At 36.5% G+C, this 26617-nt stretch carries 22 protein-coding genes; 12 read left to right on the forward strand and 10 right to left on the reverse strand.

The window, feature by feature from the left end; genetic code table 11:
• Positions 1-53: 53 nt before the first annotated feature.
• Together CGC47_RS08210 and CGC47_RS08215 are read left to right on the forward strand one after the other, a co-directional pair.
• Positions 54-440, forward strand: coding sequence for a four helix bundle protein (locus CGC47_RS08210; protein WP_041999079.1), 387 nt, complete (start codon positions 54-56; stop codon positions 438-440).
• 55 nt (positions 441-495) lie between these two features.
• Complete coding sequence (locus CGC47_RS08215) at positions 496-1239, forward strand: succinate dehydrogenase/fumarate reductase iron-sulfur subunit (RefSeq protein WP_018279740.1); 744 nt, start codon at positions 496-498, stop codon at positions 1237-1239.
• A gap of 111 nt (positions 1240-1350) precedes the next feature.
• Here the strand turns inward: CGC47_RS08215 and CGC47_RS08220 are convergent, their stop codons facing one another.
• Positions 1351-3147, reverse strand: coding sequence for a chloride channel protein (locus CGC47_RS08220; protein ID WP_095900223.1), 1797 nt, complete (start codon positions 3145-3147; stop codon positions 1351-1353).
• 124 nt (positions 3148-3271) lie between these two features.
• On the opposite strand from CGC47_RS08220, the gene ddpX reads away from it, so the two are divergent.
• Positions 3272-4006 carry a D-alanyl-D-alanine dipeptidase gene (gene ddpX / locus CGC47_RS08225; protein ID WP_231552228.1) on the forward strand — a complete coding sequence of 245 codons (735 nt, stop codon included), beginning with the start codon at positions 3272-3274 and terminating at the stop codon, positions 4004-4006.
• Between the two features lie 136 nt (positions 4007-4142).
• A complete protein-coding gene (locus CGC47_RS08230) occupies positions 4143-4823 on the forward strand; it encodes a PAS domain-containing protein (protein WP_041999082.1) in 681 nt (226 codons plus the stop codon).
• 90 nt (positions 4824-4913) lie between these two features.
• On the opposite strand, the gene dinB is transcribed toward CGC47_RS08230, so the two are convergent.
• The 7 genes from dinB to CGC47_RS08265 form a co-directional block, all read right to left on the reverse strand.
• The gene (gene dinB, locus CGC47_RS08235) at positions 4914-6026 is read right to left on the reverse strand and encodes a DNA polymerase IV (protein WP_041999085.1); all 1113 of its coding nucleotides are present in this window, start codon (positions 6024-6026) and stop codon (positions 4914-4916) included.
• A 181-nt stretch (positions 6027-6207) separates the two neighbouring features.
• Positions 6208-6954, reverse strand: coding sequence for a Bax inhibitor-1/YccA family protein (locus CGC47_RS08240; RefSeq protein WP_013996360.1), 747 nt, complete (start codon positions 6952-6954; stop codon positions 6208-6210).
• Between the two features lie 916 nt (positions 6955-7870).
• On the reverse strand, positions 7871-8530 hold the full coding sequence (locus CGC47_RS08245) for a YceI family protein (protein WP_095900224.1): 660 nt from the start codon (positions 8528-8530) through the stop codon (positions 7871-7873).
• Between the two features lie 209 nt (positions 8531-8739).
• Positions 8740-9165, reverse strand: coding sequence for a lipocalin-like domain-containing protein (locus CGC47_RS08250; protein WP_157799874.1), 426 nt, complete (start codon positions 9163-9165; stop codon positions 8740-8742).
• 105 nt (positions 9166-9270) lie between these two features.
• Positions 9271-11748, reverse strand: a complete 2478-nt coding sequence (locus CGC47_RS08255; RefSeq protein ID WP_042000701.1) for a DUF4982 domain-containing protein — start codon at positions 11746-11748, stop codon at positions 9271-9273.
• Between the two features lie 60 nt (positions 11749-11808).
• Positions 11809-12942, reverse strand: a complete 1134-nt coding sequence (locus tag CGC47_RS08260; RefSeq protein WP_095900225.1) for a beta-ketoacyl synthase N-terminal-like domain-containing protein — start codon at positions 12940-12942, stop codon at positions 11809-11811.
• A gap of 139 nt (positions 12943-13081) precedes the next feature.
• A complete protein-coding gene (locus CGC47_RS08265; protein WP_042000704.1) occupies positions 13082-14182 on the reverse strand; it encodes an OmpA family protein in 1101 nt (366 codons plus the stop codon).
• 335 nt (positions 14183-14517) lie between these two features.
• Here CGC47_RS08265 and CGC47_RS08270 point away from each other — a divergent pair, with 335 nt between their 5' ends.
• The 3 genes from CGC47_RS08270 (at position 14518) to CGC47_RS08280 (ending at position 17902) form a co-directional block, all read left to right on the forward strand.
• Positions 14518-16413: an amidophosphoribosyltransferase gene (locus CGC47_RS08270; protein WP_041990814.1), complete on the forward strand. Its 1896-nt coding sequence runs from the start codon at positions 14518-14520 to the stop codon at positions 16411-16413.
• Positions 16414-16424: 11 nt separating this feature from the next.
• Complete coding sequence (locus tag CGC47_RS08275; protein WP_041990812.1) at positions 16425-16940, forward strand: AAA family ATPase; 516 nt, start codon at positions 16425-16427, stop codon at positions 16938-16940.
• Positions 16941-17065: 125 nt separating this feature from the next.
• Entirely contained in the window at positions 17066-17902 is an 837-nt protein-coding gene (locus tag CGC47_RS08280) for a formylglycine-generating enzyme family protein (RefSeq protein WP_042000707.1), read from the forward strand.
• A gap of 48 nt (positions 17903-17950) precedes the next feature.
• On the opposite strand, the gene asnS is transcribed toward CGC47_RS08280, so the two are convergent.
• Complete coding sequence (gene asnS, locus CGC47_RS08285) at positions 17951-19381, reverse strand: asparagine--tRNA ligase (RefSeq protein WP_042000710.1); 1431 nt, start codon at positions 19379-19381, stop codon at positions 17951-17953.
• Between the two features lie 372 nt (positions 19382-19753).
• Here asnS and porK point away from each other — a divergent pair, with 372 nt between their 5' ends.
• The 5 genes from porK to CGC47_RS08310 all read left to right on the forward strand — a co-directional run bounded on the left by porK (position 19754) and on the right by CGC47_RS08310 (position 25522).
• Positions 19754-21127, forward strand: a complete 1374-nt coding sequence (porK, locus tag CGC47_RS08290) for a T9SS ring complex lipoprotein PorK/GldK (protein ID WP_041913467.1) — start codon at positions 19754-19756, stop codon at positions 21125-21127.
• Positions 21128-21195: 68 nt separating this feature from the next.
• Positions 21196-21882, forward strand: coding sequence for a type IX secretion system motor protein PorL/GldL (gene porL, locus CGC47_RS08295; RefSeq protein ID WP_042000713.1), 687 nt, complete (start codon positions 21196-21198; stop codon positions 21880-21882).
• A 30-nt stretch (positions 21883-21912) separates the two neighbouring features.
• Entirely contained in the window at positions 21913-23469 is a 1557-nt protein-coding gene (gene porM / locus CGC47_RS08300) for a type IX secretion system motor protein PorM/GldM (protein WP_095900226.1), read from the forward strand.
• An 18-nt stretch (positions 23470-23487) separates the two neighbouring features.
• Positions 23488-24405 (forward strand): type IX secretion system ring subunit PorN/GldN, encoded by a 918-nt coding sequence (gene porN, locus CGC47_RS08305; RefSeq protein ID WP_041987679.1) that lies wholly within the window; start codon positions 23488-23490, stop codon positions 24403-24405.
• Positions 24406-24478: 73 nt separating this feature from the next.
• Positions 24479-25522 (forward strand): NAD(P)/FAD-dependent oxidoreductase, encoded by a 1044-nt coding sequence (locus tag CGC47_RS08310; RefSeq protein WP_042000716.1) that lies wholly within the window; start codon positions 24479-24481, stop codon positions 25520-25522.
• Here CGC47_RS08310 and CGC47_RS08315 read toward each other — a convergent pair.
• The gene (locus tag CGC47_RS08315) at positions 25519-26547 is read right to left on the reverse strand and encodes an endonuclease/exonuclease/phosphatase family protein (RefSeq protein ID WP_095900227.1); all 1029 of its coding nucleotides are present in this window, start codon (positions 26545-26547) and stop codon (positions 25519-25521) included. The two genes, CGC47_RS08310 and CGC47_RS08315, sit on opposite strands and share 4 nt — an antisense overlap.
• Between the last annotated feature and the right edge of the window lie 70 nt (positions 26548-26617).

Raw genomic sequence — 26617 nt, forward strand, 5'->3', positions numbered from 1 at the left:
AGGAATAGAAAAATAGAAAGATTAGAAGAATTAAAGGAAGTAGGTTTTTAACAATGTTAAATAAAGTTACGTCATATAAAGAATTAGTCGTTTGGCAAAAATCAATGGATTTAGTCAAGAAAGTATATGAAGTAACTCGCTTATTTCCTGAGGAGGAAAAATTTGGGTTAACGAGCCAAATTCGCCGAAGTGCAGTGTCGATACCATCCAATATAGCAGAAGGTTGGGGACGAGCCTCTTTGAGAAGTTGCTTAAACTTTTTAAGAATAGCACAAGGCTCTCTTTTTGAATTGGAAACTCAAATATATATAGCAAAAGGATTGGGTTTTTCATCGGACAGTCATATAGAAGAACTCATTTCTGAAATAGGAAAAATGATAGGTTCGATGATTTTCAAAATGAAATCCAGAGATAATATCCAAAGCGACCCAAAAAACTGAAAATTCTATATATCTAATCATTCTTACTTCCTAATCTCCCTAAATCCTAAGCACAATGAATTTAACATTAAAAATTTGGAGACAGAAGAACGCCAACGATAAGGGTCGTATGGTAGAATATAAAGTAACCGATATTTCCGAACATATGTCGTTTTTGGAAATGATGGACGTACTTAATGAAAGTTTGGTAGCCAAAGGTGAAGAACCTGTGGCGTTTGACCACGATTGTCGTGAGGGAATTTGTGGTATGTGTTCGCTTTTCATCAATGGGGAAGCTCACGGACCTGACCGAGGAATTACGACGTGTCAGTTACATATGCGTATGTTCAACGACGGCGACACTATCACTATTGAGCCTTGGAGAGCAACTGCTTTCCCAGTAATTAAAGACTTGATTGTGGACAGAACCGCTTTCGAGCGTATCCAACAAGCAGGAGGATATATTTCGGTAAATACTTCTGGAAACACACAAGATGCCAATGCGATTCCAATTCCGAAATACGATGCTGACCGCTCAATGGATGCTGCTTCTTGTATCGGTTGTGGAGCTTGTGTGGCAACGTGTAAAAACTCATCTGCGATGTTGTTTGTGGCGGCAAAAGTGTCGCAATTTGCATTGCTTCCACAAGGACGTGTAGAAGCTGCTGACCGAGTGATGAATATGGTACACCAAATGGATTTGGAAGGTTTCGGAAACTGTACCAACACTGGAGCTTGTGAGGTAGAATGTCCAAAAGGTATTTCTTTGGAAAATATCGCACGTATGAATCGTGAATATTTGAAAGCAAGTTGTAGATAGTATAATTTTTTGTTTTTCATAGTAGAGAGGGTTGTCTGATGATTTTTCAAAGGCAATCCTCTGTTTTTTTGATGTTGAGGTAAAATTTTACCAATATAACGACCAAAAATCCTACGAATTTGAAAAATAAATCAATTTTCGGCGATATGTACTTAAAAGCCTTGATTTTGAGATAAATCCTATGTAAACACCTTCTCGAACCACTGGCAGATTCCACGCTCCGGTATCTTGAAATTTACGCATAATATCTGCCATTTTATCGGTTTCTAACCGAATTACTTCCACTGATTTTTTCATCATTTCTGCCACGGTAACCTCGTTGTAAAGTGCGTGTTCAAACATAATGGAACGAATATCGTCAATTGAAATCACGCCTTCCAAATGCTGGGTTTCAGGGTGTACTACCGGAAAAATATTCCGATTGGATTTTACAATACCTTGGTAAACAACCTCTCCCAAATTCATTTGAGGCGTTAGTTGGATGAAGTTTTTCTCAATAACTGATTCGATATCCATCAGTGTAAGAATAGCTTGGTCTTTATTGTGAGTAATGAGTTCGCCTTTTAAAGCTAATGATTTTGAGTAAAAAGAGTGTTTCAAATAATATTTTGATATGGAAAAAGAGATGGCTGCAGTCATCATCAAGGGCACGAATAATGTATGTCCGCCTGTAAGTTCAGCAATTAAGAAAATTGCAGTAAGCGGAGCGTGTAACACTCCTGCCATAAGCCCTGCCATTCCTACTAATGTAAAACTGGATAAAGGTACAGTTTGTCCCCAAAAAGCCATTTTATTGACCAATCTTCCAAAAAAATGCCCCATCATACTTCCCATAAAAAGAGCGGGAGCGAAAACCCCTCCGACTCCTCCTGCACCCACAGTGGTTGCCGTGGCAATGACTTTAAAAAGCACTAAACCGCCCATTAGTGCAATAATCTGCCATTGATTACTCAAATCCCATCCAAAAACATTGTTGTTTAATGATAATTCGGGCTGTCCTTTAATTAAGTTATTCATCAATTCAAAACCTTCTCCATATAAGGGCGGAATGAAAAAGACGATGATTCCTATCATCAATCCGCCAAAAAATAGTCGCTTTAATAAGGAATCGATACTTTCATAAAACTGGATAATTCTCTCATAGGCAATACTGAAATAAATAGAAACGATTCCTGATAAAATGCCTAATCCGATGTAATAAGGCGTATCTGCGAATTTATAATCTTCGTGAGTGTAGAAAGGCAAAAGGAACTCATTGCCAAAGAAAAAATAAGATGTCAGTACTGCCAGTAAAGAAGAGGAAATCAGCGGAATGAGTGACATTAGAGTTAAATCCAAGCTAAAAACTTCAATAGCAAAAACAATGGCTGCTACAGGAGCTTTAAACATTGCTGCCATAGTTCCTGCACAAGCACAAGCGATTAGTAACATTCGCTCTGACTGATTTACGTGAAAGAGTTTACCTAAATTGGAACTGATGCTTGAGCCTGATGCTACCATAGGTCCTTCAAGCCCTACAGACCCTCCGAAGCCAACGGTAATGGGTGCGGTAAGTAAACTGGCATACATTTGATAGGTAGGCATCAGTCCTTTAAGTTTGGAAATGGCGTACAGCGTGTAAGGAATACCAGACTCCACCCGATGCCGAATCACATATTTAATGATTAGATAAACAATAAAAAAACCAATAGTAGGAAAAACAAAATAGAAGGCTCTGTGATAGTGCATTACCAAACCATTTTGGAGCAAACTTTGAATCAGTAATGTGAACTTTTTCATCAAAACTGCCAAAATACCCGATAAAAAACCAATCAAAGCACAAAGTATAAGAATAAATTGCCTATTGGTAAGGTATCGTGCCCTCCAAAATAGAAATTTAACCTGCCACGAATTTTTATTTATTTTCATCCGAAAAAAATCTTCTGTAAACTAAGACAAAGATAAAAACTTTTTATGAGTTGATTTACAATTACACACAATTCGCTATTAAGGCATATTTTCGTTACATTTGTGAATTATAAAATGCGTTCAAATGGGGTTTAGGCAAGGAAAAAATCGGAATTTTTGGTTTAAAAATAGCATAGTAATCTTGCTTTTTTTTATTATTTGCTGTAGAAATAAGGCAAAAGAGCAATTCTCTACCGCTACAATTGAAAGTAAAACGGATACCTTAGTAGAGTTTGTTTCTTATGAAAAAAAATCAAAACAAATTGAGGTTTATCACGATGATTTCGTGAATATACAAGCACTTTCTGATGATTTTATATTGGATTTGAAATACGCCACCACCGATAATTTTTTAAAACAAGCTGTTTACGACTGTGCGGAGTGTTTCTTGCGGAAAGAAACAGCAAAGGCTTTGGTAGCGGCTAATGAATCGTTCAAAAAATTAGGATATCGCATCAAGATTTTTGATTGTTACCGTCCGCTCTCGGTACAGCAAAAAATGTGGAGTATCCTACCAGGAACGCATTATGTGGCTAATCCAGCAAAGGGTTCAAAACATAATCGGGGAGCGGCTGTAGATATCACTTTGGTGGATAGCAATGGCAACGAACTTGATATGGGAACTGTGTTTGATTATTTCGGTAAGGAGGCGCATCATAATTATCAGAATCTTCCTTCGCAAGTGATAAAAAACCGAAAATTACTCAAAGAGGTGATGGATAAACACAATTTCCGCTCCATTTATTCCGAGTGGTGGCATTATGAATTTCGCCCTGAGCGAGATTCAAAAATTGAAAATTTCACTTGGGAATGCCAATAATAAACTCATCTTACGAATAAAAAGTTAATAATTTTATAAAAGATACACAAATTAAAAAACTTTGTGAATAAATAGTAGGTATTTGTAGAAATTATTTTCTTACTTTTGTTTCGGATATAAAAATAAAGGAATAGTTATGTTTGAAGAATTTAAACAACCGCAAGCATCAATAGCCAAACCAACACCTATTGATAGAGAAGTTAGTTGGGATAAATCAAAAACTTTGATCAGTGAAACTGACCGTTTCGGGACTATAACTAACGTAAATGAAGCTTTTTGTACGGTTTCTGGATACTCCTCCAATGAGCTTATCGGGCAGCCTCACAACATAATTCGTCATCCAGATATGCCTAAAATTGTTTTTAAAATGCTTTGGGACAATATCAAGCAAGGAAACAATTTTGCGGGTGTGGTTAAAAACCTTTCAAAAAGCGGGGAATATTATTGGGTAATCACTGATTTTGAAATGCGTAAAGATGCTATGGGCAACATTACCCATTATTTAGGAAGAAGAAAAGCTGTGCCTGAAAAGGTAATTACCAACTACGTAGCGCCTTTGTACGAAACCCTTTTGAAACTCGAAAAAGTAGGAGGAATGGATTTAAGTAGCCGATTTTTCAAAAACTACTTAACAATGCAAAAAAAAGATTACATTGACTTTGTTATCAGTATAATGGCTGAAAGTAATGAAGATATGACCTTCAAAGCCGATGCTTCAATGAGTAGTTCTTCAGAGGTTGTTTCTGACGACATCTATCACGTAAACGAAGCGATGAACGAAAAACGTAAAAACTTCTTCGACAGATTGTTCTCATAACGACAGATTTGTTATAAATGTTGCTAAACTATAAAAAAAGCAGTAAGAATAGAGAATATTTTTACTGCCTTTTTTTGTTTGATAATGGGATTACCATTTCGGAAATTCTATTTCTAGCTGAATGTATTTTTGCTTATTTTTTGTTTTTTCTGTGGATTTATTGTTCAAGTTAGAGATAGAAATACCTAGCAAACGTACCGAATTTTCCAAAGGTTGCTGATATAATAATTCCTTTGAAAGGTGAAAGATTTCCACTTTTTGAGCGATTTGATAAGGAAAAGTTTTGCTACGTGTTTGCACGGAAAAATCACTGTATTTAATTTTAAGGGTGATTGTTTTCCCTAACACCCCTTTTTTTGCCATACGTTCGTGCAATTCTTGAGCGATGGCGTACAAATCTTTTTCCATAAAAACTTCACTAGTAATGTTTTTTGAAAAAGTGCGTTCGGCGCCGACCGATTTAGGCAATCGTAAGGGTTTTACCTCACTTAGGTGAATACCTCGTGCGAGTTGATAATAGTAAATTGCGTGATTGCCAAAGTGTTCTTCTAAGAAAGATAATGACTTATTGCGTAAATCTTTACCTGTAAAAATTCCTTTTAAATACATTTTTTCAGTAGTAACTTTACCAATGCCGTAAAATCGTTTCACGTCTAAAACGTCTAAGAAATCTTGAACTTCATCGAAGGAAACCGTTTTTTGTCCGTTAGGTTTGTTAAAATCACTAGCTATTTTAGCGACAAATTTATTTATTGAAATTCCTGCCGAAGCCGTTAATCCTGTTTTTTCATATATCTTTTGACGGATTTCAGTAGCGATAAGGGTAGCCGAAGGACAATTTTTCTTGTTATGTGTTACATCTAAATAGGCTTCATCAAGTGAAAGCGGTTCTACCAAATCGGTATATTGATAAAAGATTTCTCGAATCTGTTGGGAAATTTGACGGTATCGTTCGAAACGCGGAGGCATAAAAATCAGTTCAGGGCATCGTTTTTTTGCTATAACTCCGCTCATTGCACTTCTCACTCCAAATTTTCGGGCTTCGTAACTTGCTGCTGCAATTACGCCTCGTTCCTTTCCGCCTCCAACGGCTATGGGTTTTCCTTTCAAATGGGGAAAGTCCAACTGCTCCACCGAAGCAAAAAAAGCATCCATATCGATATGGATAATTTTTCTTAAAGACGGATTTTCAGAAGGTTGCATAATAGAGTTGCACTAAGTTTCAGTATTTTAAACAAGACAAAGGTAAGTAATTCAACACTAAAGTAACAGAGATTTTCTACTTTGACAAAAATCTGGAAAGCTGCAGTAAGATTAAGATAAAAAAGTAGCATAAACTAAACCAATAGTTTATGCTACTTTAATTTTTTGACCAATTTATCATTTAGTCTCTTAATTTAGAAAGTAATCGTAATATTTCAATATACAACCAAACTAAGGTTATCATCAATGAAAAACCAGCATACCATTCCATATATTTGGGTGCTCCACCATTTGAGGCTTTTTCGATAAAATCAAAGTCAAGCACCAAATTAAGTGAGGCTATAATTACTACCACAACGCTAAATCCTATACCAAAAATAGAACTATCGTGAATTAAAGGCATTTGTACTGAAAAAAACGAAAGTACAAATCCTAATAAGTAAAATAATGCAATTCCAGCGGTTGCTCCAACAACAATCATACGGAATTTTTGGGTAACTTTTATAATTCCAGTACGATAAACGAGCAATAACGCTAAGAAAACGCTAAAGGTAGCAGCAATGGCTTGAAAAGCAATCCCAGGGTATTGCATTTCGAACATTGCAGAAATTCCACCCAAGAAAAAGCCTTCCAAAATGGCATAAGCGGGAGCTAAATATGGCGCAGTTTTATTTCTGAAAATAATGATTAACGATACTATAAAACCTCCGATAGCCCCTCCAATGACATACAATTTCATTGTTTCAGCCGTTAGTACATCTAGCGAACGTGTCCAAGTAAAGTAGGCAGCAGCAATAGTAAGCAAAAGTAGCAAAGCGGTTTTGTTCAAAGCCCCTTTAAAGGTCATTACTCCTTCATTGATTAGTGCCGATTTTCTAAAAGTTTCTTCTTTTAGTACCGGATTCCCTGATTTTTCAAATTTAAACATAAGAAAACATTTAGTTGTTAAGCTACAAATATAAGTGGTTTTATTTTGTTTTCCAAATGGAGAATTTAGCGGTTAGCTCAGGCACACTAAATTTTAAGTTGATGTTTAATAAATACTAAGGGCATAAAAATCCATTTTATAGAATGATTTTATAGTTTGTCTAATTTGGGTGAATTTTATCGGAGATGAAATTTGTACCCAGAAATGCGACTTTGGATAGGATACCCTTCTCTTTACGTTTTGTGAACCAATCAGGGTGACTAAACCCTTAAAAAATCACATAAACGGAAGCTAAAAGAGACTTTTGCAAGAACCATTCACCCTCTATTTTTTCTCATATTCGGATGATTTTTTTAGAAAATGTGTTTGTGAAAATTCGAAATTATGTTCTTTTTTATCGTTTTTTCTCCCTTTTTCGGGATAATTTTAATCAAAATCCTCCTTTTTTTGAGCCTTTTTTCATTAAAAGGCAGGAAGTATTTCCATCTTCGGACTTCGCCTCAGATTGTAGGCCTGACAGGTTGCTCTCCAGCAGAGCCTGTTTCTGTTTATAAAGATGAGACAAAGAAAATGCTATTTAAATTCAAATCAAAATTTGGTAAAAAATTAGAGCCTAAAAAATGTCCATTAGAAACGATCGTCTAAAAAACAGCTTAATTTTTGTCTATTATACCAAATTTAAGCATTTTCTATCAATTAAAAAAGCACCATTTTTTACCACATTGCCCTTTAAATTTATCAAAAACCCATAGTAGTAACGTGGCATTCATATAGGAGTAAAATTTTTATTTTTTATTTAAGAAGTTGGCTTTTTTAGGACTTATCCATAAAAAAAACCGACTTCTTTTTTTACGAAGTCGGTTTTTTCATAGTAACTCTAAAAACCAAATGTGTTTTAAGTATAGAAACTTTTGCCTTATTTAGTAGCTTTAGCTTTTACGGTAAGTTCAATCTCATCATCAATGAATTTGTCCTTTAAGTTATCAAAGATAGATTTTGAAGCATAATTTACTCCAAAGTCTGTACGATTGATTTTGAAAGGCTCAGAAACCAAAGAGAACTCATTTTCAGAAACACTTACTGAAGCAGGGAAGGCAATGGTTTTGGTTTTTCCTTTTACAGTCAAATCACCGTGAACGTTAGTTCCGTCAAATGATTTCAAAACGAAAGTAGCTGTAGGGAATTGTTTTACGTTGAAAAAGTGATCTTCTGCATCTTCTTTTCCTGTTCCTTTCAAGTGGTCTTCTAAATTTTCTTTTCCATCTTCTGAAGTTAAGTCAAGTACTGTAATGGTGTTCATATCCAACACGAACTCACCTGAGGTAACTACACCATCTTTTACAGTAACCTTACCTTCTTTTACTTTAACTGTTCCGTTGTGTTTTCCTGCAGGTTTTGAACCCACCCATTCTACCACAGCATTATCAGTATCTACTTTATACTCTCCTGAAACGCCTTTTTCTACAACTTTTTCAACTTCAGTTGTTGAATTATCTTTCTTAGTGTTGTTGTTTTTACAACCTGTCAATACAATAGCTGAACAAACAGCTGCAGCCAAAAATAATTTTTTAGTCATTGAATATTAATTTTAGTTATTGGGCAAATTTATAAATTTTAAATTTAAAAAACTTTAAAATGCTGTTAAAATAAATGATTCAGCACTCTAATTTTATTTAAGGTTGAAGTTGTTAAAATAGGGTTAAAGCTAAGCAAATAAAGCTTTATTTCTATTTAGTTATCTAATACTTAATTTTCAGGAATCTTCCCTAAGTTATATCTTTTAACTTAGGGAATAGGAAGCTTATCTACTTTTCGATACACAGAGATAAGAATTACATCACTACCATCTTCTCCCTTTACAGTATTGTTAAAAGTGAGTTTGTTACCCTCAAGGATAAAATTCATTGCCTTAATAGTTTCTCCTTTTTCATTAACTACCTCTATGGTATTGTTCTTAAACTTATAGTTAAAAACTACTGTATTTAACTCACAACTACTTGAATAACTACGTCGGGTTACCGTGTTTTCGCTGCAAGTAAGAGTTCTCAAATAGAAGCAAGGCTGTAATTTTCCTACTACTTTACCTTGTTCTATTTCCTCCTCTAATTGCCAAATACCAATAAGAGGATTAGATGTATCTGCATTATTGTCATTCTTACCACAAGAAATGACCCCAATTAACAATAAAAAAATAAAGATTGTTCTTCTCATAAAAATAACTATTAAAATTTTAAATACATATATATTAACTAAAACAAACAAGAACATATATTATTTAAACAAGTAATACGTGTTTTTTAGCTTTTATCACTTATATCATTTTGTTTTTACTTTAATCACACTACTTTTCAGTCCTTTACTTTTGGCTTCGAAAGTGATTTCCCCTGCTTTTTCGCTTGATTGTACGATGGCTACCAATTTTCCGTTGAAAAGATGCATTTTTGGCAAATGGAATTGGTCGGTTGAGGTGGCATCGCCATTGGATGCCGCACGATATGTTCCCGCTCCACTCAATTTAAAAGTAACCAAATCATTTACATTAGGACATAGATTTCCGTCTTTGTCCACCGCTTCTATGGTAATGAACGAAAGGTCTTTTCCGTCGGCAGTAATTACATTTCTGTCAGCAGTAAGGCGAAGTGAATGTGGTTTTCCTGCGGTTTTTACAATTTTTTCAGCTACGGCTTTTCCGTTTTTGTCATAAGCAATCACTTTAACTTCACCTGCCTCGTATTTGGTGTCGAGCCACATTAGGCGATAACGTTTCTGACGCTCAAACGATTGCTGCGCTTCTTTGGTGTAACTTCCGTCAAGCGGAATATTCAAATCTTTGCTACGTTTTCCTTGACTTTTTCCATTGATGAAAACCTCTGCCGAAGGATAATTTGTATAAACAAAAATTGGAGTTACCTGTCCTTCACGCCCTTTCCAATTCCAATGTGGTAGAACGTGTAGCGTTTCGGCTTCTTTGTTCCAATGGCTTCTGTAAAGGTAAAATCTATCTTTAGGAAGTCCTGCCAAATCCACCGCACCAAAGTATGAGCTGTGAGCTGGCCATTCTACATAATACGGAGTCGGTTCGCCCAAATAATCAAAGCCTGTCCAAATGAATTCGCCGATGGTGTAAGGCAAGTCTTCGTGCTGAATCCAATCATCTTCTGGAAGATTTGACCAACTGCAATGCTCTACATCATAGGAAGAGGTTTGTTGGTCTTCATATTTTGGCATTGATTTTCTTTCTATAGGGAATTTGTAAACGCCTCTTGAACTGATAGTTGAAGCGGTTTCACTTCCCAAAATAATCTGTTGAGGCAACAATTTGTAGGCTTCTTGATAACGGAACGGACGATAGTTGAAACCTGCCACCTGCATAGTTGCCGCCATATTGTTTTTGAAAACGTGGTCGGGTCTGTCCATTCCGTTGGAAACAGGTCGCGTTCCATCGTGCTTGTGGATAATATCCTGCAACCAACGTGCTACTTTGGCACCTTCCTCCACGCTTTGTTCTTCTACTTCGTTACCGATGAACCACATCACCACACTCGGGTTGTTACGAAAATGACGTACCAAATTGGTTAAATCCTTTTCTGCCCAATCTTTAAAATAACGATTGTAGCCATTTTCTACCTTCGGAATTGCCCATTCGTCAAAACTTTCCAAAGCCAACATCATTCCCATTTCATCTGCAATACGCACATATTCAGGAGCTGGCATATTATGAGCGGTACGAATGGCGTTCACGCCCATATCTTGCATAATTCGTATCTGACGACGGATAGCCGCCTCATTGACCGCAGTCCCAATTGCTCCCAAATCGTGGTGCATACACACGCCTTGAAACTTGATTTTTCTTCCGTTAAGATACAATCCGTCATTGGGTTTGATTTCGATTTTTCGGATACCAAAAGTGGTTGTTTCGGTGTCTTTCAGCGTTCCGTTTTCATATATTTTTGTAACTGCTTTGTACAAATTAGGTTGCTGAATGTCCCACAAAACAGGATTTTTTACATAAATATCTTGCTGAATTTTATTATTGATAATAAATTCATCGTATTTTTTTCTGTCGGAAGCGATTTTTTCTCCTCTCGGGTTAAAAATTTCGGTTTCTACTTCAATGTTAGACGGATTTTCACTTTCTATTTCGGTTTTTAGCTGAATTTTAGCAAAATTCTTCTCAATTTCAGGGGTTGTTAGCTGAATTCCCCAAATAGGAATGTGTGTTTTGTTTTTAGTAATCACGTGTACATTTCGGTAGAGTCCTGCACCTGGGTACCAACGCGATTGCTGGGTCAAATTCTCCAAACGAACCGCCAACGTATTGTTTTTGGCTTTCACAAAAGGAGTAACATCGAGGAAAAAAGTGTTGTATCCGTGATGCCACTGCCCTGCTTTTTGCCCGTTTACGAATACTTCGGCGTTGGACATTGCTCCGTCAAACTTGATGAAAACTTTTTTGTCGGAATTGAAATCCGCCACATCAAACGAGGTTCGGTACCAACCCACACCTACGAACGGAAGTCCGCCCGTACGCCCCGAATGCTCTATGGGAGCTACCTGTCCGTCTTGCTTGATGGCGGTGCGTTGTACGTCATTTTCGATATCGAATGGACCATAAATAGCCCAATCGTGAGGCACAACTACATTTTGCCATTTTTTGTCATTTACGAAAATTTGCGAGAAGTTTTTGTTGTCCTCACGCGTGAATTTCCAATTCTTTTCGAGAGTTTGCGAGGTCTGTGCGATACTCAGGGAACTCATTCCCACTAAAATGGTTGATAAAAATATGTTTTTCATTGGCTTAAAATTATCAGTTTAGACTTTATCAATCTATTTTTCGACCTCAAAGATAACAATTTATTTACGTTCTAAAACCACGCTAACGGCATTTCCACCAAAACCAACAGCGTTTACAAGAATTTTATTTATTTTTTGAGGTGTCTTGGTATAAGAAATGTAAGGCACTGGAAAAAATTCTTGTAAATTTAGCATAAGAATCGCCATTTCAAGGCTAAGAGCTCCACTGGCTCCGTAGGTATGCCCTAATTTCCATTTGTTATTGGTTAAAGCTGGAATATTTGTACCAAAAACGTTTTGTACGGCAATTAATTCGGCTTTATCGCCTTTTAAAGTCCCAGGAGTATGGGTAACAATAACATCGACGGTGTTTTTATCGTGATTTTTCAGTGCCATAGTCATTGATTTTTGCAGACATTTAGCGTCTGCTGAGATGGCTACACTGTGAGCAATGGGTTCGGTGGCATATCCCACCCCAGTGATAAGAGCTAATGCTTTTGCAGATTCCTCTTTTTCCAAACAGAAAACGGCTGCACCTTCTCCTAAAACCATTGTATTTTGTTGTTTCTGCATATCCATTGCTCGACAAGGGTATGGCTGATTCAGACTACTATAAATTTTTAAGGCTTGAGCCTGAGCTATGGTAAAAGGCGTTAAAGGAGCTTCACTTCCGCCAACTAAAAAGCGATTTTCCATACCACTTTTAAGCCAAGCTATACCATTGACTAAGGCGTGTAACGCAGTGGAACACGTAATGGAATGCGACATTTCGAAACGGTCACTTTTCAAATCCTGTCCTACCCACGAGGCAATATTTCCTAATGTGGTGGAGGGAGAAGCCAACGTAGCACATTTTTGGTGTGTGAGAAAATATTGATAATGTTGCTCAAAGAGGGAAGTGGCACCTCGAGAGGAGCCGATGTTTATTCCAAAAGTGTTTTCACGCCACTGTGCTTGTTGTACCGCTTTTCGGGCAGCTATAATAGCAAATAAGACGGAGGGGTCTAGTCCTTTGTACTCTGGATATAAGTTTTTTAGAGTTTCAATTTCTTTTTTGCTTGAAGAACAAAGCGGAGCCGTGGGAGGGGCATCATATTTAATGTAAGTATCTGAATTTCGGTAGGCTTCAGTAGTTGAATTAAAATCATTACCTAAAGCTGAAACCGAGCCCATTCCCGTTATAAAAATCTTCATAAAACTAAAAAAATAGATTTCCAGCAAAGGTAATCATCTTTGCAACAAGAGGCAATAAAAAAGCGATGCAAATATCTCTACTTGCATCGCTCACATTGTTTAATCCTAAAACAAACTTTAGTTATGAATGATTTAATTATTATTCACCCAAAATACGGAACTCAGTACGACGATTTTTGTGGTGTTCTTCTTCAGAACATTGAACGCCATTAGCACATCTGTTAATTAAACGAGTTTCACCATATCCTTTAGCAATCATTCTTGAGCGTTGAATGCCTTTGGTAGCTAAATAGTTAACAACAGCATTAGCTCTTTGTTGAGATAAAGACATATTGTACTGGTCGTTACCTCTTGAGTCAGTGTGTGACATAATTTCAACACTTGTATTTTTACCTCTTAACAAAGGCAATAAAACATCATCAATTACTTTTTCAGAATCTTTAGTCAAACGAGCGCTATTGTATTCGTAGAAAATAGGTAACATTGTAGGTTCAAGTAACTTACAATCTACTTCTTCCCAAACAGTAACTCCCCCTTTTTTAGTCAACACTTGTTTGCTAACTGTTTTAAACTCAGCGGCAACCTCTACTTTACGAGTACTTGCAGGACGATCAATTACTTGACGTTTGATAGTAGCATATTCTGCAGGAATTTCAACTTCTTCTACTCTTGCAGGAGTTTTTACTACTTGACGTTTGAAAGTTGCATTAACTTCAGCGATTTCAGTCTCATTGGTGTAAGCATCTTTAGCCAAAGTGGTGATATTAACATTTTCGTAACGAGCAGGTCTTTCAACAAAACACGCAGTAACACAAGCATCTTTATTGATTGAAGGGCAGTTTTCTAAATGTTTGTACTCCCATCCTGAAGTTTTAGGGAACACTTCCAAAGTCTTAACATCCTTTCCGAATGCAGCAGGTACTACAGTTAGCGCACTTCCTTTTTCTTTTTGAACGTAAGGAACATTAACTGTTTCATAAACAGCAGGAACATACACTAATTTTTTACTAGCTTCTTTTACTAAAACTCTTTCTTCAATAGTTTTGTAAGTAGCAGGGATTACCTCTAATTTTGAATAAGCAGGAGAAACTTCAATAGTTTCAGTCTCTTCACGGAATTCGTCTTTAGTGATACATTTCACGTAACATTTTCCAGGTGCCGGATTTGAAGGTAAATCTTGAGCAAAAACGTAACCACCAGAAATGGTTAAAGCAATTAGGCTTAAAGTTGTTTTTTTCATGTTGTTAATTAATTTATCTTTTTTAATCTTACCGCAAAGGTAGTCTTTTAAAACTGTCAAAAAAACATTTTAATAAATATTTAATATTTAAGGTCTTTGGGTGATTAAGTAAAAATAATCTAATAAATCCGATTAATTTAGATCAAAGTTTTAATTCTGTGGGTAGTTAAAGTCAAAAAAGAAAATGTAGAACACTATTTTTGGTGCGTTTTTTGTTTTTATAAAATTGATTTTTTAGGATTATATCTGGTGCTATTTTACGGAAAATCTATACTTTTGCAAGCAAAATAAGGCTAACTATTAAAACAATTAATCGCTAACACTCAATAAAAACAATGAGCGACAACATCAAACACGAATGTGGCATCGCGATGGTGCGACTGCTAAAACCTTTAAGTTTTTACAAAGAAAAATACGGAACAACCTTCTATGGCATCAATAAAATGTATTTGATGCTCGAAAAACAACACAATCGAGGGCAAGACGGTGCCGGACTGGCAACCATAAAGCTCGATATGCAACCTGGCGAACGCTATATCAGTCGTGTACGAAGCAATCAACCGCAACCCATACAAGATATCTTCACGCAGGTAAATCAGCGAATTAGCGAACTCTTAAAAGAAAATCCCGATTTAAAAGAAGACGTACAAGCACAAAAAAAACTCCTTCCATACGTTGGTGAGGTGTACTTAGGGCACGTGCGTTACGGAACTTTCGGGCAGAATAGCATCGAAAATGTACATCCTTTCTTGCGACAAAACAACTGGCAATCACGCAACCTAATTGTGGCAGGAAACTTCAATATGACCAATGCTAAAGAACTCTTCGAGCGACTGGTGGCATTGGGTCAGCATCCAAAAGAAAACACTGATACCGTTACGGTTATGGAACGTATTGGGCATTTCCTGGATACGGAAGTGGAAGAACTCTATCAGAAATTTAAAGAAGAAGGTCTTTCAAAGGTAGAAGCCTCCAAACGCATTGCCGATGAACTGGACGTGGCAAAAATATTACGAAAATCAGCTCGAAGATGGGACGGAGGTTACGCAATGGCAGGGATTTTAGGTCACGGAGATGCTTTCGTGGTGCGTGACCCAGCAGGTATCCGTCCAGCGTACTATTACAAAGATGAGGAAGTAGTAGTCATCGCTTCGGAACGCCCCGTTATTCAAACGGCTTTCAATTTGGAGTTTGAACAAATCCACGAATTGGAGCCAGGTTCGGGTATCATCATCAAGAAAGATGGTAGCACGTCCGTTACGCAAATCATTCCGCAGTTGCCACGAAAGGCGTGTTCGTTTGAGCGAATTTATTTCTCTCGTGGAAGCGATAAAGAAATCTATTTGGAACGTAAAAAACTGGGAGCGTTATTACTTCCCGAAGTGTTACAATCTATCAATAATGATTTAAAAAATAGCGTATTTGCATATATTCCGAACACGGCAGAAACTTCATATTTGGGATTGGTGGAGGAAGCCGACAGCTATCTTAATAAACTCAAACACCAACAGATTTTAGCCGAAAAAGACATTTCTTCAGAAAAACTTGCCGAGATTTTATCCCAAAAAATCCGAAAGGAGAAAGTAGCCATTAAGGACGCCAAACTCCGCACCTTTATCACGGAGGACAGCTCTCGGGACGACCTCGTAGCTCACGTGTACGACATCACCTATGGTTCAGTGCAAAAGGGCGACAATCTGGTAATCATCGACGATAGTATTGTTCGAGGCACGACCTTGAAGAAAAGCATTCTCAACATTTTGGGACGCCTAAAACCGAAAAAGATTGTAGTAGTTTCTTCCGCTCCACAAATCCGCTATCCTGATTGTTACGGAATTGATATGGCGAGATTGGAGGACTTGATTGCTTTTGAAGCTACCTTGCAACTGCACAAAGAAAGAGGCACATATAACATCATCGAAGAAGTGTATAAAAAATGTATCGCACAGGTGCATTTGAGCGACGACAAAGTGATAAACTACGTCAAGGAAATTTATGAGCCTTTTACCGATGAGGAAATCACTGACAAAATCACGGAACTATTACTACCGAAAGATTATTCAATCGACGTGAAGATTATTTTCCAATCGGTTGCAAATTTGCATAAGGCTTGTCCGCAGAACTTGGGCGACTGGTATTTTACGGGCAATTACCCCACCGATGGCGGAAACCGCGTAGTAAACAGAGCCTTTATCAACTTCTATGAAGGGAAAAAAGATAGAGCGTACTAATTTGGTGAGTTATGCGTCCTATTTTATTTGTCTTTTCAGGACTTCCTGCTTCTGGAAAATCAACACTCTCCAAATGGATAGTATCAAAATTTATTGCAGTGTATCTTCGTATAGATACCATTGAGCAAGGGCTTCGTGACTTGTGTAATGTTAATGTAGAAGGAGAAGGATATCGAATGGCATATCGAATCGCCAAAGACAATTTACTATTGGGAATGAATGTAGTTGCTGATTGTTGCAACCCAATCACCTTAACTCGTGATGAATGGAAAAATATAGCTCATAACACAAATTCTTTTCTAATTAACATTGAAATTGTGTGTTCAGATAAAGAGGAACACCATAGGCGAGTTTTTAATCGAATATCTGAAATAGAAAATTTGAAATTACCCAATTGGGAAGCTATATCAGAATATCATTACGAAAATTGGACTGAAAATAGAATACAGATTGATACTTCGCATAAAACCATAGAAGAATGTGTCAGGGAACTATTTTCAAAAATAGAACTAATTTTGGAAAAATAATTAAAGGACAAGAACTAACTTGTCCTTTCTACTTTTTTATAAAGAAGTAATTATTTTCTGTAAAAAACCGATAATAATTTATGCATCACAAAATATTTTTTATTTTTCTTGTTTCATTTGCGACAATGACAAAAGCACAAATAAAAGGAACTTACCCAGAAAAGGATAAAATCTTGGTAGAAGGAGGTTTTTTTCTGATGGGAAGTCAAAAATCGGAAGGAGAAACCATTGAGCATCCGCAACATAAGGTATTTTTACAAACTTTTAAGATAAGTAAATACGAAATCACTAATGCACAATATGCCGAATTCCTAAATGCAAAAGGCAATCAGATGAATGGCGACATTCCTTACATAGAACTAAAAGAAGGTTGGAGCCAGATTGAAAAAGTAAACGGCAAGTACATCGCCAAAAAGGGATATGAACAGCATCCTGTGGTATTGGTATCGTGGTACGGAGCAAATGCGTACGCTCAATGGGTTGGAGGCAAATTACCTACGGAAGAACAATGGGAATATGCAGCTCATGGAGGAAATAAAACTCAAAAGTACACTTATGCGGGGAGTAATACGCTTGATGAAGTAGCTTGGCATCGGCAAAATACAGATTATCTTCAGCCAGTTGGTAAGAAAAAACCTAATGAACTCGGTATTTATGATATGAATGGCAATGTTTCAGAGTGGTGCGAAGATGATTTCACGTCGTATGACTATAAGCTCGGGAATACAGAAGAGAAAAAAGAAAAACCTTCTGTTTTCAGTGCGTTTTTTATGGCAATAATGAGCAAGACACCAAGCAACCACTCGTATCCAGAGGATAAAGTTACACGTGGAGGGCATTACAATCAGCAAAAAATGAATATACGCATAGCCAGAAGAGATAATCGCAATGCATTGGGGCAAATCTTCGTTGGTTTTCGGGTGGTTTTTGTGGAAGTGAAGAATTTGAACGATAAAAAATAGGCTCAATTTCCTTAGAAATTGAGCCTATTTTTTATGGATGTGGTAATATTAAAATTCAGCGTTTTGTGGTGTTCTTGGGAAAGGAATCACATCACGAATATTGGTCATTCCTGTTGCAAATAGCACAAGGCGTTCAAAACCAAGTCCGAAACCGCTATGCACTGCCGTACCGAACTTTCGCAAATCCAAATACCACCATAATTCTTGCTCGTCAATACCCATAGCTTTGATTTTTTCAATCAAAACATCGTACCGCTCTTCACGTTGTGAACCACCTACAATTTCGCCAATACCAGGGAATAGTATATCCATTGCACGAACTGTTTTTCCGTCTTCGTTGAGTCGCATATAAAACGCTTTGATTTTTGCTGGATAATCAAACAAGATAACAGGGCTTTGGAAATGTTTTTCTACCAAGTAACGCTCGTGTTCACTTTGCAAATCGGCACCCCATTCATCAATAATGTATTGAAATTTTTTCTTCTTATTATGATTTGAATTCTTCAGAATATCAATTGCTTCGGTGTAGCTTACTCGTTTGAAATCATTATTGATTACGAACTCCAACTTTTCAATAAGTGACATTGAGCTACGTTCGTTTTGCGGTTTTGTTTTTTCTTCCTCCAAGAAACGTTTGTTGAGAAACTCAATATCTTCACGGCAACGCTCAAGAGTGTATTTCAACACATATTTAATGAAATCCTCAGCCAAATCCATATTGCCATCAAGGTCGAGGAAAGCCACTTCAGGTTCAATCATCCAGAATTCCGCCAAGTGACGTGATGTGTTTGAATTTTCGGCACGGAAAGTAGGTCCGAACGTGTAAATTTTGCCCAAAGCCATCGCAAAAGTTTCTCCTTCAAGCTGTCCTGAAACGGTTAAATTGGTTTCTCTTCCGAAGAAATCTTTTTTGAAATCGACTTTGCCTTCTTCGGTAAGTGGCGGATTTTTAGCGTCTAATGTCGTAACACGGAACATTTCTCCCGCACCTTCGGCATCACTTCCCGTAATGATAGGCGTATTTACGTAGAAAAATCCATTTTGCTGGAAATAATCGTGAATGGCAAATGCCAACACCGAACGAACCCGCATAATGGCTCCAAAAACATTGGTACGAACCCTTAAATGTGCATTCTCGCGTAAAAATTCAAAAGAATGCTTTTTAGGCTGAATAGGATATTCCTCTGGATTGGAATCTCCTAAAATATGAATTTCTGTTGCCTGTATTTCAATAGATTGCCCTTTTCCTTGACTTTCCACAACCGAGCCTTTTACCTCAATGGCTGCTCCTGTAGTGATGCGTTTTAGCAGTTCTTCAGGGGTGTTTTCGAAATCTACAACTACTTGTACATTTTCAATAGTCGAGCCGTCGTTCAAAGCAATGAAACGATTGCTTCGGAAAGTGCGAACCCAACCTTTTAGAGTTATTTTTTGACCTATTGGAGAGTCTTTAATTACTTGATTGATACTAATATGCATACTGATTCAATATAAAATTACCAATAATTACATTTATTTTCATTTACCAGATGCAAATATCAAACTTTTTTGACAAAATAAAGGTATCAATTTTTTTTATTTTCATTTTACTGTTGAAAGTAATATATGTGTAAAATTTACACATATTCTATATTAGCTCAAAAAAAGCGGTTCAAATAAGGGTAACTCAATGAAACTCCGATGTTAAAAAACATTAATGATTATAAGCTGAGCTGTTAATCAATACAAAACTTTTTGTTAAACTTTAGCCTTATCGCGCAATTTACACACCTAAATCATTGTAAAATTCAAAACAAATAAGTACGTTTGTGCCCTAAAATAGAAAAAAGGGAACTTATAACATTTAGGTTTATGATTAGGAAGATATCTCTGTTTATGGTAATGATTGCAATACTTGCTGCTTGTGGTAAGGGAAGCAATAAAGGAGAGCTTGTTGGAGTTAAGGGTAAAAAGTGGAAGCAACCTAAGCCTTATGGAATGACACTTATTCCTGGGGGGGCTTTTGTAATGGGAAATGCTGATGATGATAAATCCGGTAGCTCAAACGCTCAAAATAAAACAGTTACTGTGCGTTCATTTTATATGGATGAAACGGAAATTACTAATAGTGAGTATCGTCAGTTTGTCTATTGGGTGAGAGATTCCATTATCAAAACCAAGTTGGCTTTAATGGCAGAGGATATGGGTCAAGGTCCTGGAAGTGGAGGTATTGGAGAATTCGCTTTTTTAGATTCTAACTCCGAAAATATGAGCGTTTACGACAAATATATGTACGATAACTATTATAGCGTAGATGGCGAAAAGGGGCGAAAATTAAATCCTAAGGCACAAATCATTTGGGATAAAAATAAATATCCTGATGAGAACTATGCTGAGGTTATGGATAAAATGTATATCCCTATGGATGAGGCTTACAACGGAAAAAGACCTCTTGATGTAGAGCAATTGGTTTTCAGATATCAGGTTATGGATATGGAAAAAGCGGCACGTAAACGTGGCGCTAGAAAAGACTATATCCGAGAGGAACTCGTGAAGATATATCCAGATACTACAGTATGGATTCGTGATTTTGAGTACTCTTATAACGAACCGATGCATAATGATTACTTTTGGCACGAAGCGTATAGCGAATATCCTGTTGTGGGGGTTACTTGGGGTCAAGCAAGAGCATTTTGTGAGTGGAGAACCATAAATAAAAATGCTTATTTGAAATCTAAGAATGATGATGTGGTAAACGCTTTTCGTTTGCCTATTGAAGCAGAGTGGGAGTTTGCCGCTCGAGGAGGACTTGAAAACGGTACTTACCCTTGGGGTGGACCTTATACCACTGATGACAGAGCTTGTTTCCTAGCAAATTTTAAGCCTTTACGAGGAGATTATGCAGCAGATAATGCCTTATATACTGTGGAGGCTAAATCTTACGAACCTAATGGTTATAATCTGTATAATATGGCGGGGAACGTAGCTGAATGGACTAACACGACTTACGATCCTAACGCTTATGAGTATATGTCAACGATGAATCCCAACGTAAATGATGAAAAAAATCAACGTAAAGTAGTTCGTGGAGGATCTTGGAAAGACCCAATGTATATGCTTCAGGTGCATACCCGTGATTTTGAATATCAAGATTCAGCCAGAAGTTACATCGGCTTTAGAACAGTACAAGACTATATGGGAACTGATGCTACTCAGAAAGTTAAAGGAGCAAGAGGCTTCAGATAAAAAACACAAAAAATATTGACAACAGAATAATTTTACAAATAAAGCAACTTAATAAAATTTAGAATACTATGGCACAATCAAACAAAACAACAAAGAAAATTTTTCAAATGGCTTATGGTATAGGAGCCTCTATCGTTATCTTAGGAGCACTTTTCAAAATCCTGCATTGGGAGATTGATTTTGGTGGCTTTAAACTTGGTGGAGGATTCTTATTAGCCTTCGGTCTGATTACTGAAGCAATTATCTTCTTTATTTCGGCTTTTGAACCTGTAGAGGAGGGGTACGACTGGTCATTGGTATATCCTGAATTAGTTGGAGGAGAAGCTCGTCAAAATCAATTGGTAGGTAGAGGTGTTGTTTCTCAAATTTCTGAGGAAGACAAGGCTATAAAAGAGTCGTTGTCAGAGAAATTAGATAATTTGCTTGCAGAGGCTCAAATAGATGCTAACTTAATGCATAGTTTGAGTGCTTCTATCCAGAATTTTGCTGGAGCTGCAAAAGAAATCGCTCCTGTTACTGATGCGATGGTTTCAACCCATAAATATGGTGAAGAACTATCTATGGCAGCTGCTCACTTGGAGTCGTTGAATAGTTTGTACAAATTGCAATTAGAAAGAACTGAAAACCAAGTGTCTGCTCAAGCAGGGGTTGTTGATAACTTGAACTCACTTAATGAGCAAATGATGTCTTTTAAAGATAATTTGAAGTCGTTGAATTCGGTTTATGGCGGAATGTTATCTGCGATGGGTAAATAATTTAACTTGTTTTAATTTTAAAGAATAATTATGGCAGGAGGAAATAGCCCAAGGCAGAAAATGATTAACCTGATGTATTTGGTTTTCATCTCTATGCTCGCCTTGAATATGGGGAAAGAAGTGCTTAGTGCATTTGGTTTGATGAATGAAAAATTGGAAGCGTCTAACGAGAAAGCAAATAATGCTAATATTAATGCAATTCAGGCGTTGGAGCAAAACAATGCTGAAAATCCTGATCAGTTTGCTGAAGCTTTCCAAAAATCGAAAAAAGTCAAAGAACTTTCTGATAGTTTCTACAATTATATTGAAGGAATTAAAGGAGAAATAATGAACCAAGTTGGTGAAGATAAAAAAGACTATCAGGTAATGGATAAATCGGATTATCTTGACCAAAAATTCTTTGTCGGAGATAATTACAAACCTGAAGGAGAGGAATTTGTTCGTCAAATAAACGACTACAAAGCTCAATTAGTAGAATTACTAGGCGGAAAAGAAGGTACTTACGGCGAATTGGTAGGTAAAATTGATGGTAATTTTAATACTAACGATGTAGTAGATAGAGAAGGAGTAACCCGTAAGTGGCTTAATTACAACTTTGAAGGTTTTCCTTATATTGCTTCTGTAGCTAAATTGTCAATGATGCAGTCCGATATCCGTGCTACTGAGCAAGAGGTTTATGCCGAAATGCTAAAAGGACAGTTGAAGTCTCAAATTTCGATGACAAATTATACCACACTTCTTGAGCAATCGAAAGGGGCTTACTACCAAGGGGAATCTTTTGACGGAGCCATTGTATTAGGTCGTAAAGATGCCTCTACACGTCCTAACGAAGTGGAATTGATGCTTGATGGTAGAAAATTATCAGCTTCTGAGTTTCAAATAGAAGATGGTAAGGTAAAACTTAAAGTGGGCGCAGGAAATGCTGGAGAACATAAAATTACGGGTAATTTATACTTTGACCAAGATGGAAAACGTATAGCAGTGCCTGTAAGTCAAGTATTTTCAACAATTCCTAAACCTAACGCTGCGGTAATTTCTGCTGATAAGATGAATGTGGTTTATCGTGGAGTTAATAACCCAATGACCATTTCAATGCCAGGGGTGCCTGATAATAAAATGTCAGCTTCTGCTCCAGGACTTAGCAAAAAATCAGGAAGCAGCTATACAATGAAACCTGGTCAAGGGCGTGAGGTTACTATTAACGTATCAGGAGAGATTGATGGTCAGCGTTTCTCATCATCAAAAACATTCCGTATAAAGGATATTCCTCGTGCTGTGGCAACCATAGCGGGTGAGGCTGGTTCGGTAAAATTACCTAAAGCTAACCTTGCTGTAGCTACTGTAAATGCTACTTTTGAAGATTTTGATTTCGACATTAAGCCTGTGGTTAAACAATTCCGAATTTTTATACCAGGACAGCCTAGTATTGTGGTTCACGGTAATAAACTCAATGATCAGGCAAAATCAGCTTTAAATAGAGCTAAGCGTGGAGATATAGTACAAATATTAGATATTTCAGCGTCAGCACCTGGTTTTGAAGGATATATGAAGAAATTGGCTCCGATATCTATTGAAATAACAAACTAATAATTAAAAAGGAATAAAATGTTTAATTGGAAAAATATAGGAATTTGCGTTGCTCTTTTTGCTTTTTCTGGAATTTCAACAGCTCAGGTGAACTTGTTGAATGCAAAGCTACCTTCTGAAATACAAGAGAAAAGCCAAGCAAAAATAGATGCCGATAACGACCGACCCCTCCCTTATGGTTATGTTGATGAAAGGGATGTTCTTTGGCAAACAGAAGTTTGGGAAGTTATTGATTTGAATGAGAGAGTTAACTTTCCTCTATTGTATCCAATTCATCCTGAGGATATGAGCGATTACCGAAAGTCGCTTTACAATGTGCTTATTGAAAACATCAAATCTGGCAAAATCACTGAGGTTTACGCTGATTCGTATTTTACTAAAAAGAAAACGTATGATGAAATCAAGCATAGTTTGATGAGCGTCGATACGTTAGATGCAGGATATGAATTACTCAATGCAGGAGAGCAAATTACCGAAGAGTATATTACTAAGCGTGAAATTTCTCCTGAAGATATTTTGCAATATCGTATCAGAGGACTTTGGTATTTTGATAAGCGTCAAGGTGAGTTGAAATATCGTTTATTGGGAATTGCCCCTGTAGCTACTGATGTTTCTATGTTAGGAGATTTGGATATGGCACAAGGCGAGGAGGTTTCAAATGCTCAAGTAGAGCTCTTTTGGGTTTGGTATCCGTCAGTGAGAGACATTTTACACGAAGCAAAGACGTTTAATCGCAAGAATTCAGCTCGTCCGCTTTCGTTTGACCATCTTTTAAATTCGCGTATGTTTTCATCTGTAATTTATAAGGAAGATAACGTTCAAGGGGATCGTCCGATTAAGGACTATATACACGATAACTCACTATTTCAGTTGTTAGAATCAGACAGAATTCGAGAAAAGATTCGTGATAGAGAGCAAGATATGTGGGCGAATTAAAAAATTAAACAATACATTTAAACTGTTTCAAGAACTTCTTGAAACAGTTTTTTTATTTGAAAAATCAAAAAATATGTACGACTTTATCATTGTAGGTTCAGGTTTGGCAGGGGTTTCTTTTGCTGAAGAATTACGAAAGAGAAATAAAACCTTTTATGTAATAACAGATAATTCTCAGAAATCAAGTATGATAGCTGGAGGCATATTCAATCCGATGATACTCAAAAGATTTACTTTGGCTTGGAAAGCACATCAGCAAATTGCTTTAATGGATGCTTTTTATAGTCAACTTTCCGATTTTTTGGGACATAAAATAATAGAATTTATGCCCATACTGCGTAAGTTTGCTTCTGTGGAAGAACAAAATAATTGGTTTTTAGCTGCAGAAAAACCAGAGATTTCTACTTTTCTTGCTACTGATATTATTGCTCAGTATAATTTGGCAGTTCCAGCACCTTTTGGTTTTGGAAAAGTACGTCAAACAGGGCGTCTTCAAATACGTGAAATGATAGATTTCCTTCAAGAAATATGGCGTAATCAAGGTATTCTTTTGGAGGAAACGTTTCATTATCAACTATTAAAAATTGAAGATGAAGAAGTTTCTTATCAAGGGATTAAAGCTCAAAATATTGTATTTTGTGAAGGATTTGGAGTGGTTAAAAATCCTTTTTTTGGTAATGTCCCGATGAAGCCTTGTAAAGGAGAGTTACTTACTTTTAAAGCTGAAAATCTGAAAATCAATGAAATTGTAAAATCTGACGGATTTATTTTTCCTATAGGAGATGATTTTTATAAGATTGGAGCGACTTACCAGTGGGAAGATCTATCCGAAAATCCTACCGAAAAAGCAAAAGAAGAACTGATACAAAAATTAGAAAAACTTATCAATTGTTCTTATGAAATTATAAATCAAGAGGCTGCGATACGCCCAACGGTTGCAGACCGTCGTCCTTTGATTGGAAAGCATCCAAAGTATAATAACTTATACATTTTAAACGGATTAGGTACTCGTGGTGTTATGATAGCCCCTTATGTAGCTAAACTTTTAGCTGATTCCATATACAAAGGTGTAGCCATTGAAAAAGAAGTAGATGTGAATCGTTATAAATTTGCTTAATTCAGCGAAAGTACAGCCATTACGGGTAAATGGTCAGAAAGTCCATCATTAAAGGTTTCGTGTTTGTGTACCGAAAAAGTTTTATGAGGTAAAATAAAGTCAATCCTAAAAGGGAAATACTTGAAATGAAATGTTTTACCAATCCCGAAACCTGCTTCTTCAAATGAATCTTTTAGTAAGTCACCTTTAATTTCTCGGTAGATGTTTGAAAAAGCAGTGTTGTTAAAATCTCCGCAAACAATGGATTTGTAGGGTGATTGTAGGTAATGATTTTTAAAAATTTGGGTTTGCTGGTGCTGAAGGGCAAATCGTTTGCCGAGATTCTTCACCAGTTCTTTTGAGTTTTCGTGTAATATTTTACTTTTCTCAGGGTTGAGATGTAATGATTCCAAATGCAAATTATAAAGCCGAATGGTATCATTTTGGATTATAACATCTGCAAAAGAGCCATTATTTGCCGTATTAGGAAAATCTAAAGAACCTGAGGATATAATTGGAAATTTGCTGAAAAAAGCTTGACCGATTTTGTCTTTTCGTCCTTTATAAATGATTTTTTTATAAGGATAAATAGAAGATGAAGGTTCGTACTTCTTATTGCCATAAAACTCCTGAATTAGTAAAATATCTGGCTGTTTTTCACTGATAAAATCAAGAATTTGCTGACTTAAATTAGGGTTCGGATGCCATAAATAATGATTGAACAATCGTACATTGAATGACATTACCGAAAAACCATCTTTATTTTGAGGTTTTTGCTTAGAAAACTGAACTAATCTGCTTAAATGAGAATATCCTACTATAATAGCCAAGAGAGATAAAAAGCCCTGTTTTTTGCGCTGTGCTGTCCAAAACAGAAAAAAACCGATATTAACTAGTAGTAAAAAAGGAAGTAACAGAGAAAATAATGAAAGTTCTGGGAATTTTTGAGAGAAAAAGTAAGGAACAATGTACGAAAAAAGCAATAATAAAGTAAAACCAAGGTTAATAATAAAAATGATTTTCTGAAAAAAAGAAAGGCTTTTCATATTTTATACTGCTTATTACGAGTTGACAAAAATAGCAAAATCTAAAAAAATCAATGTTATTTTTGGCTTA

The sequence above is a fragment of the Capnocytophaga canimorsus genome (genome assembly GCF_002302565.1).
Classification (GTDB): Bacteria; Bacteroidota; Bacteroidia; order Flavobacteriales; family Flavobacteriaceae; genus Capnocytophaga; species Capnocytophaga canimorsus.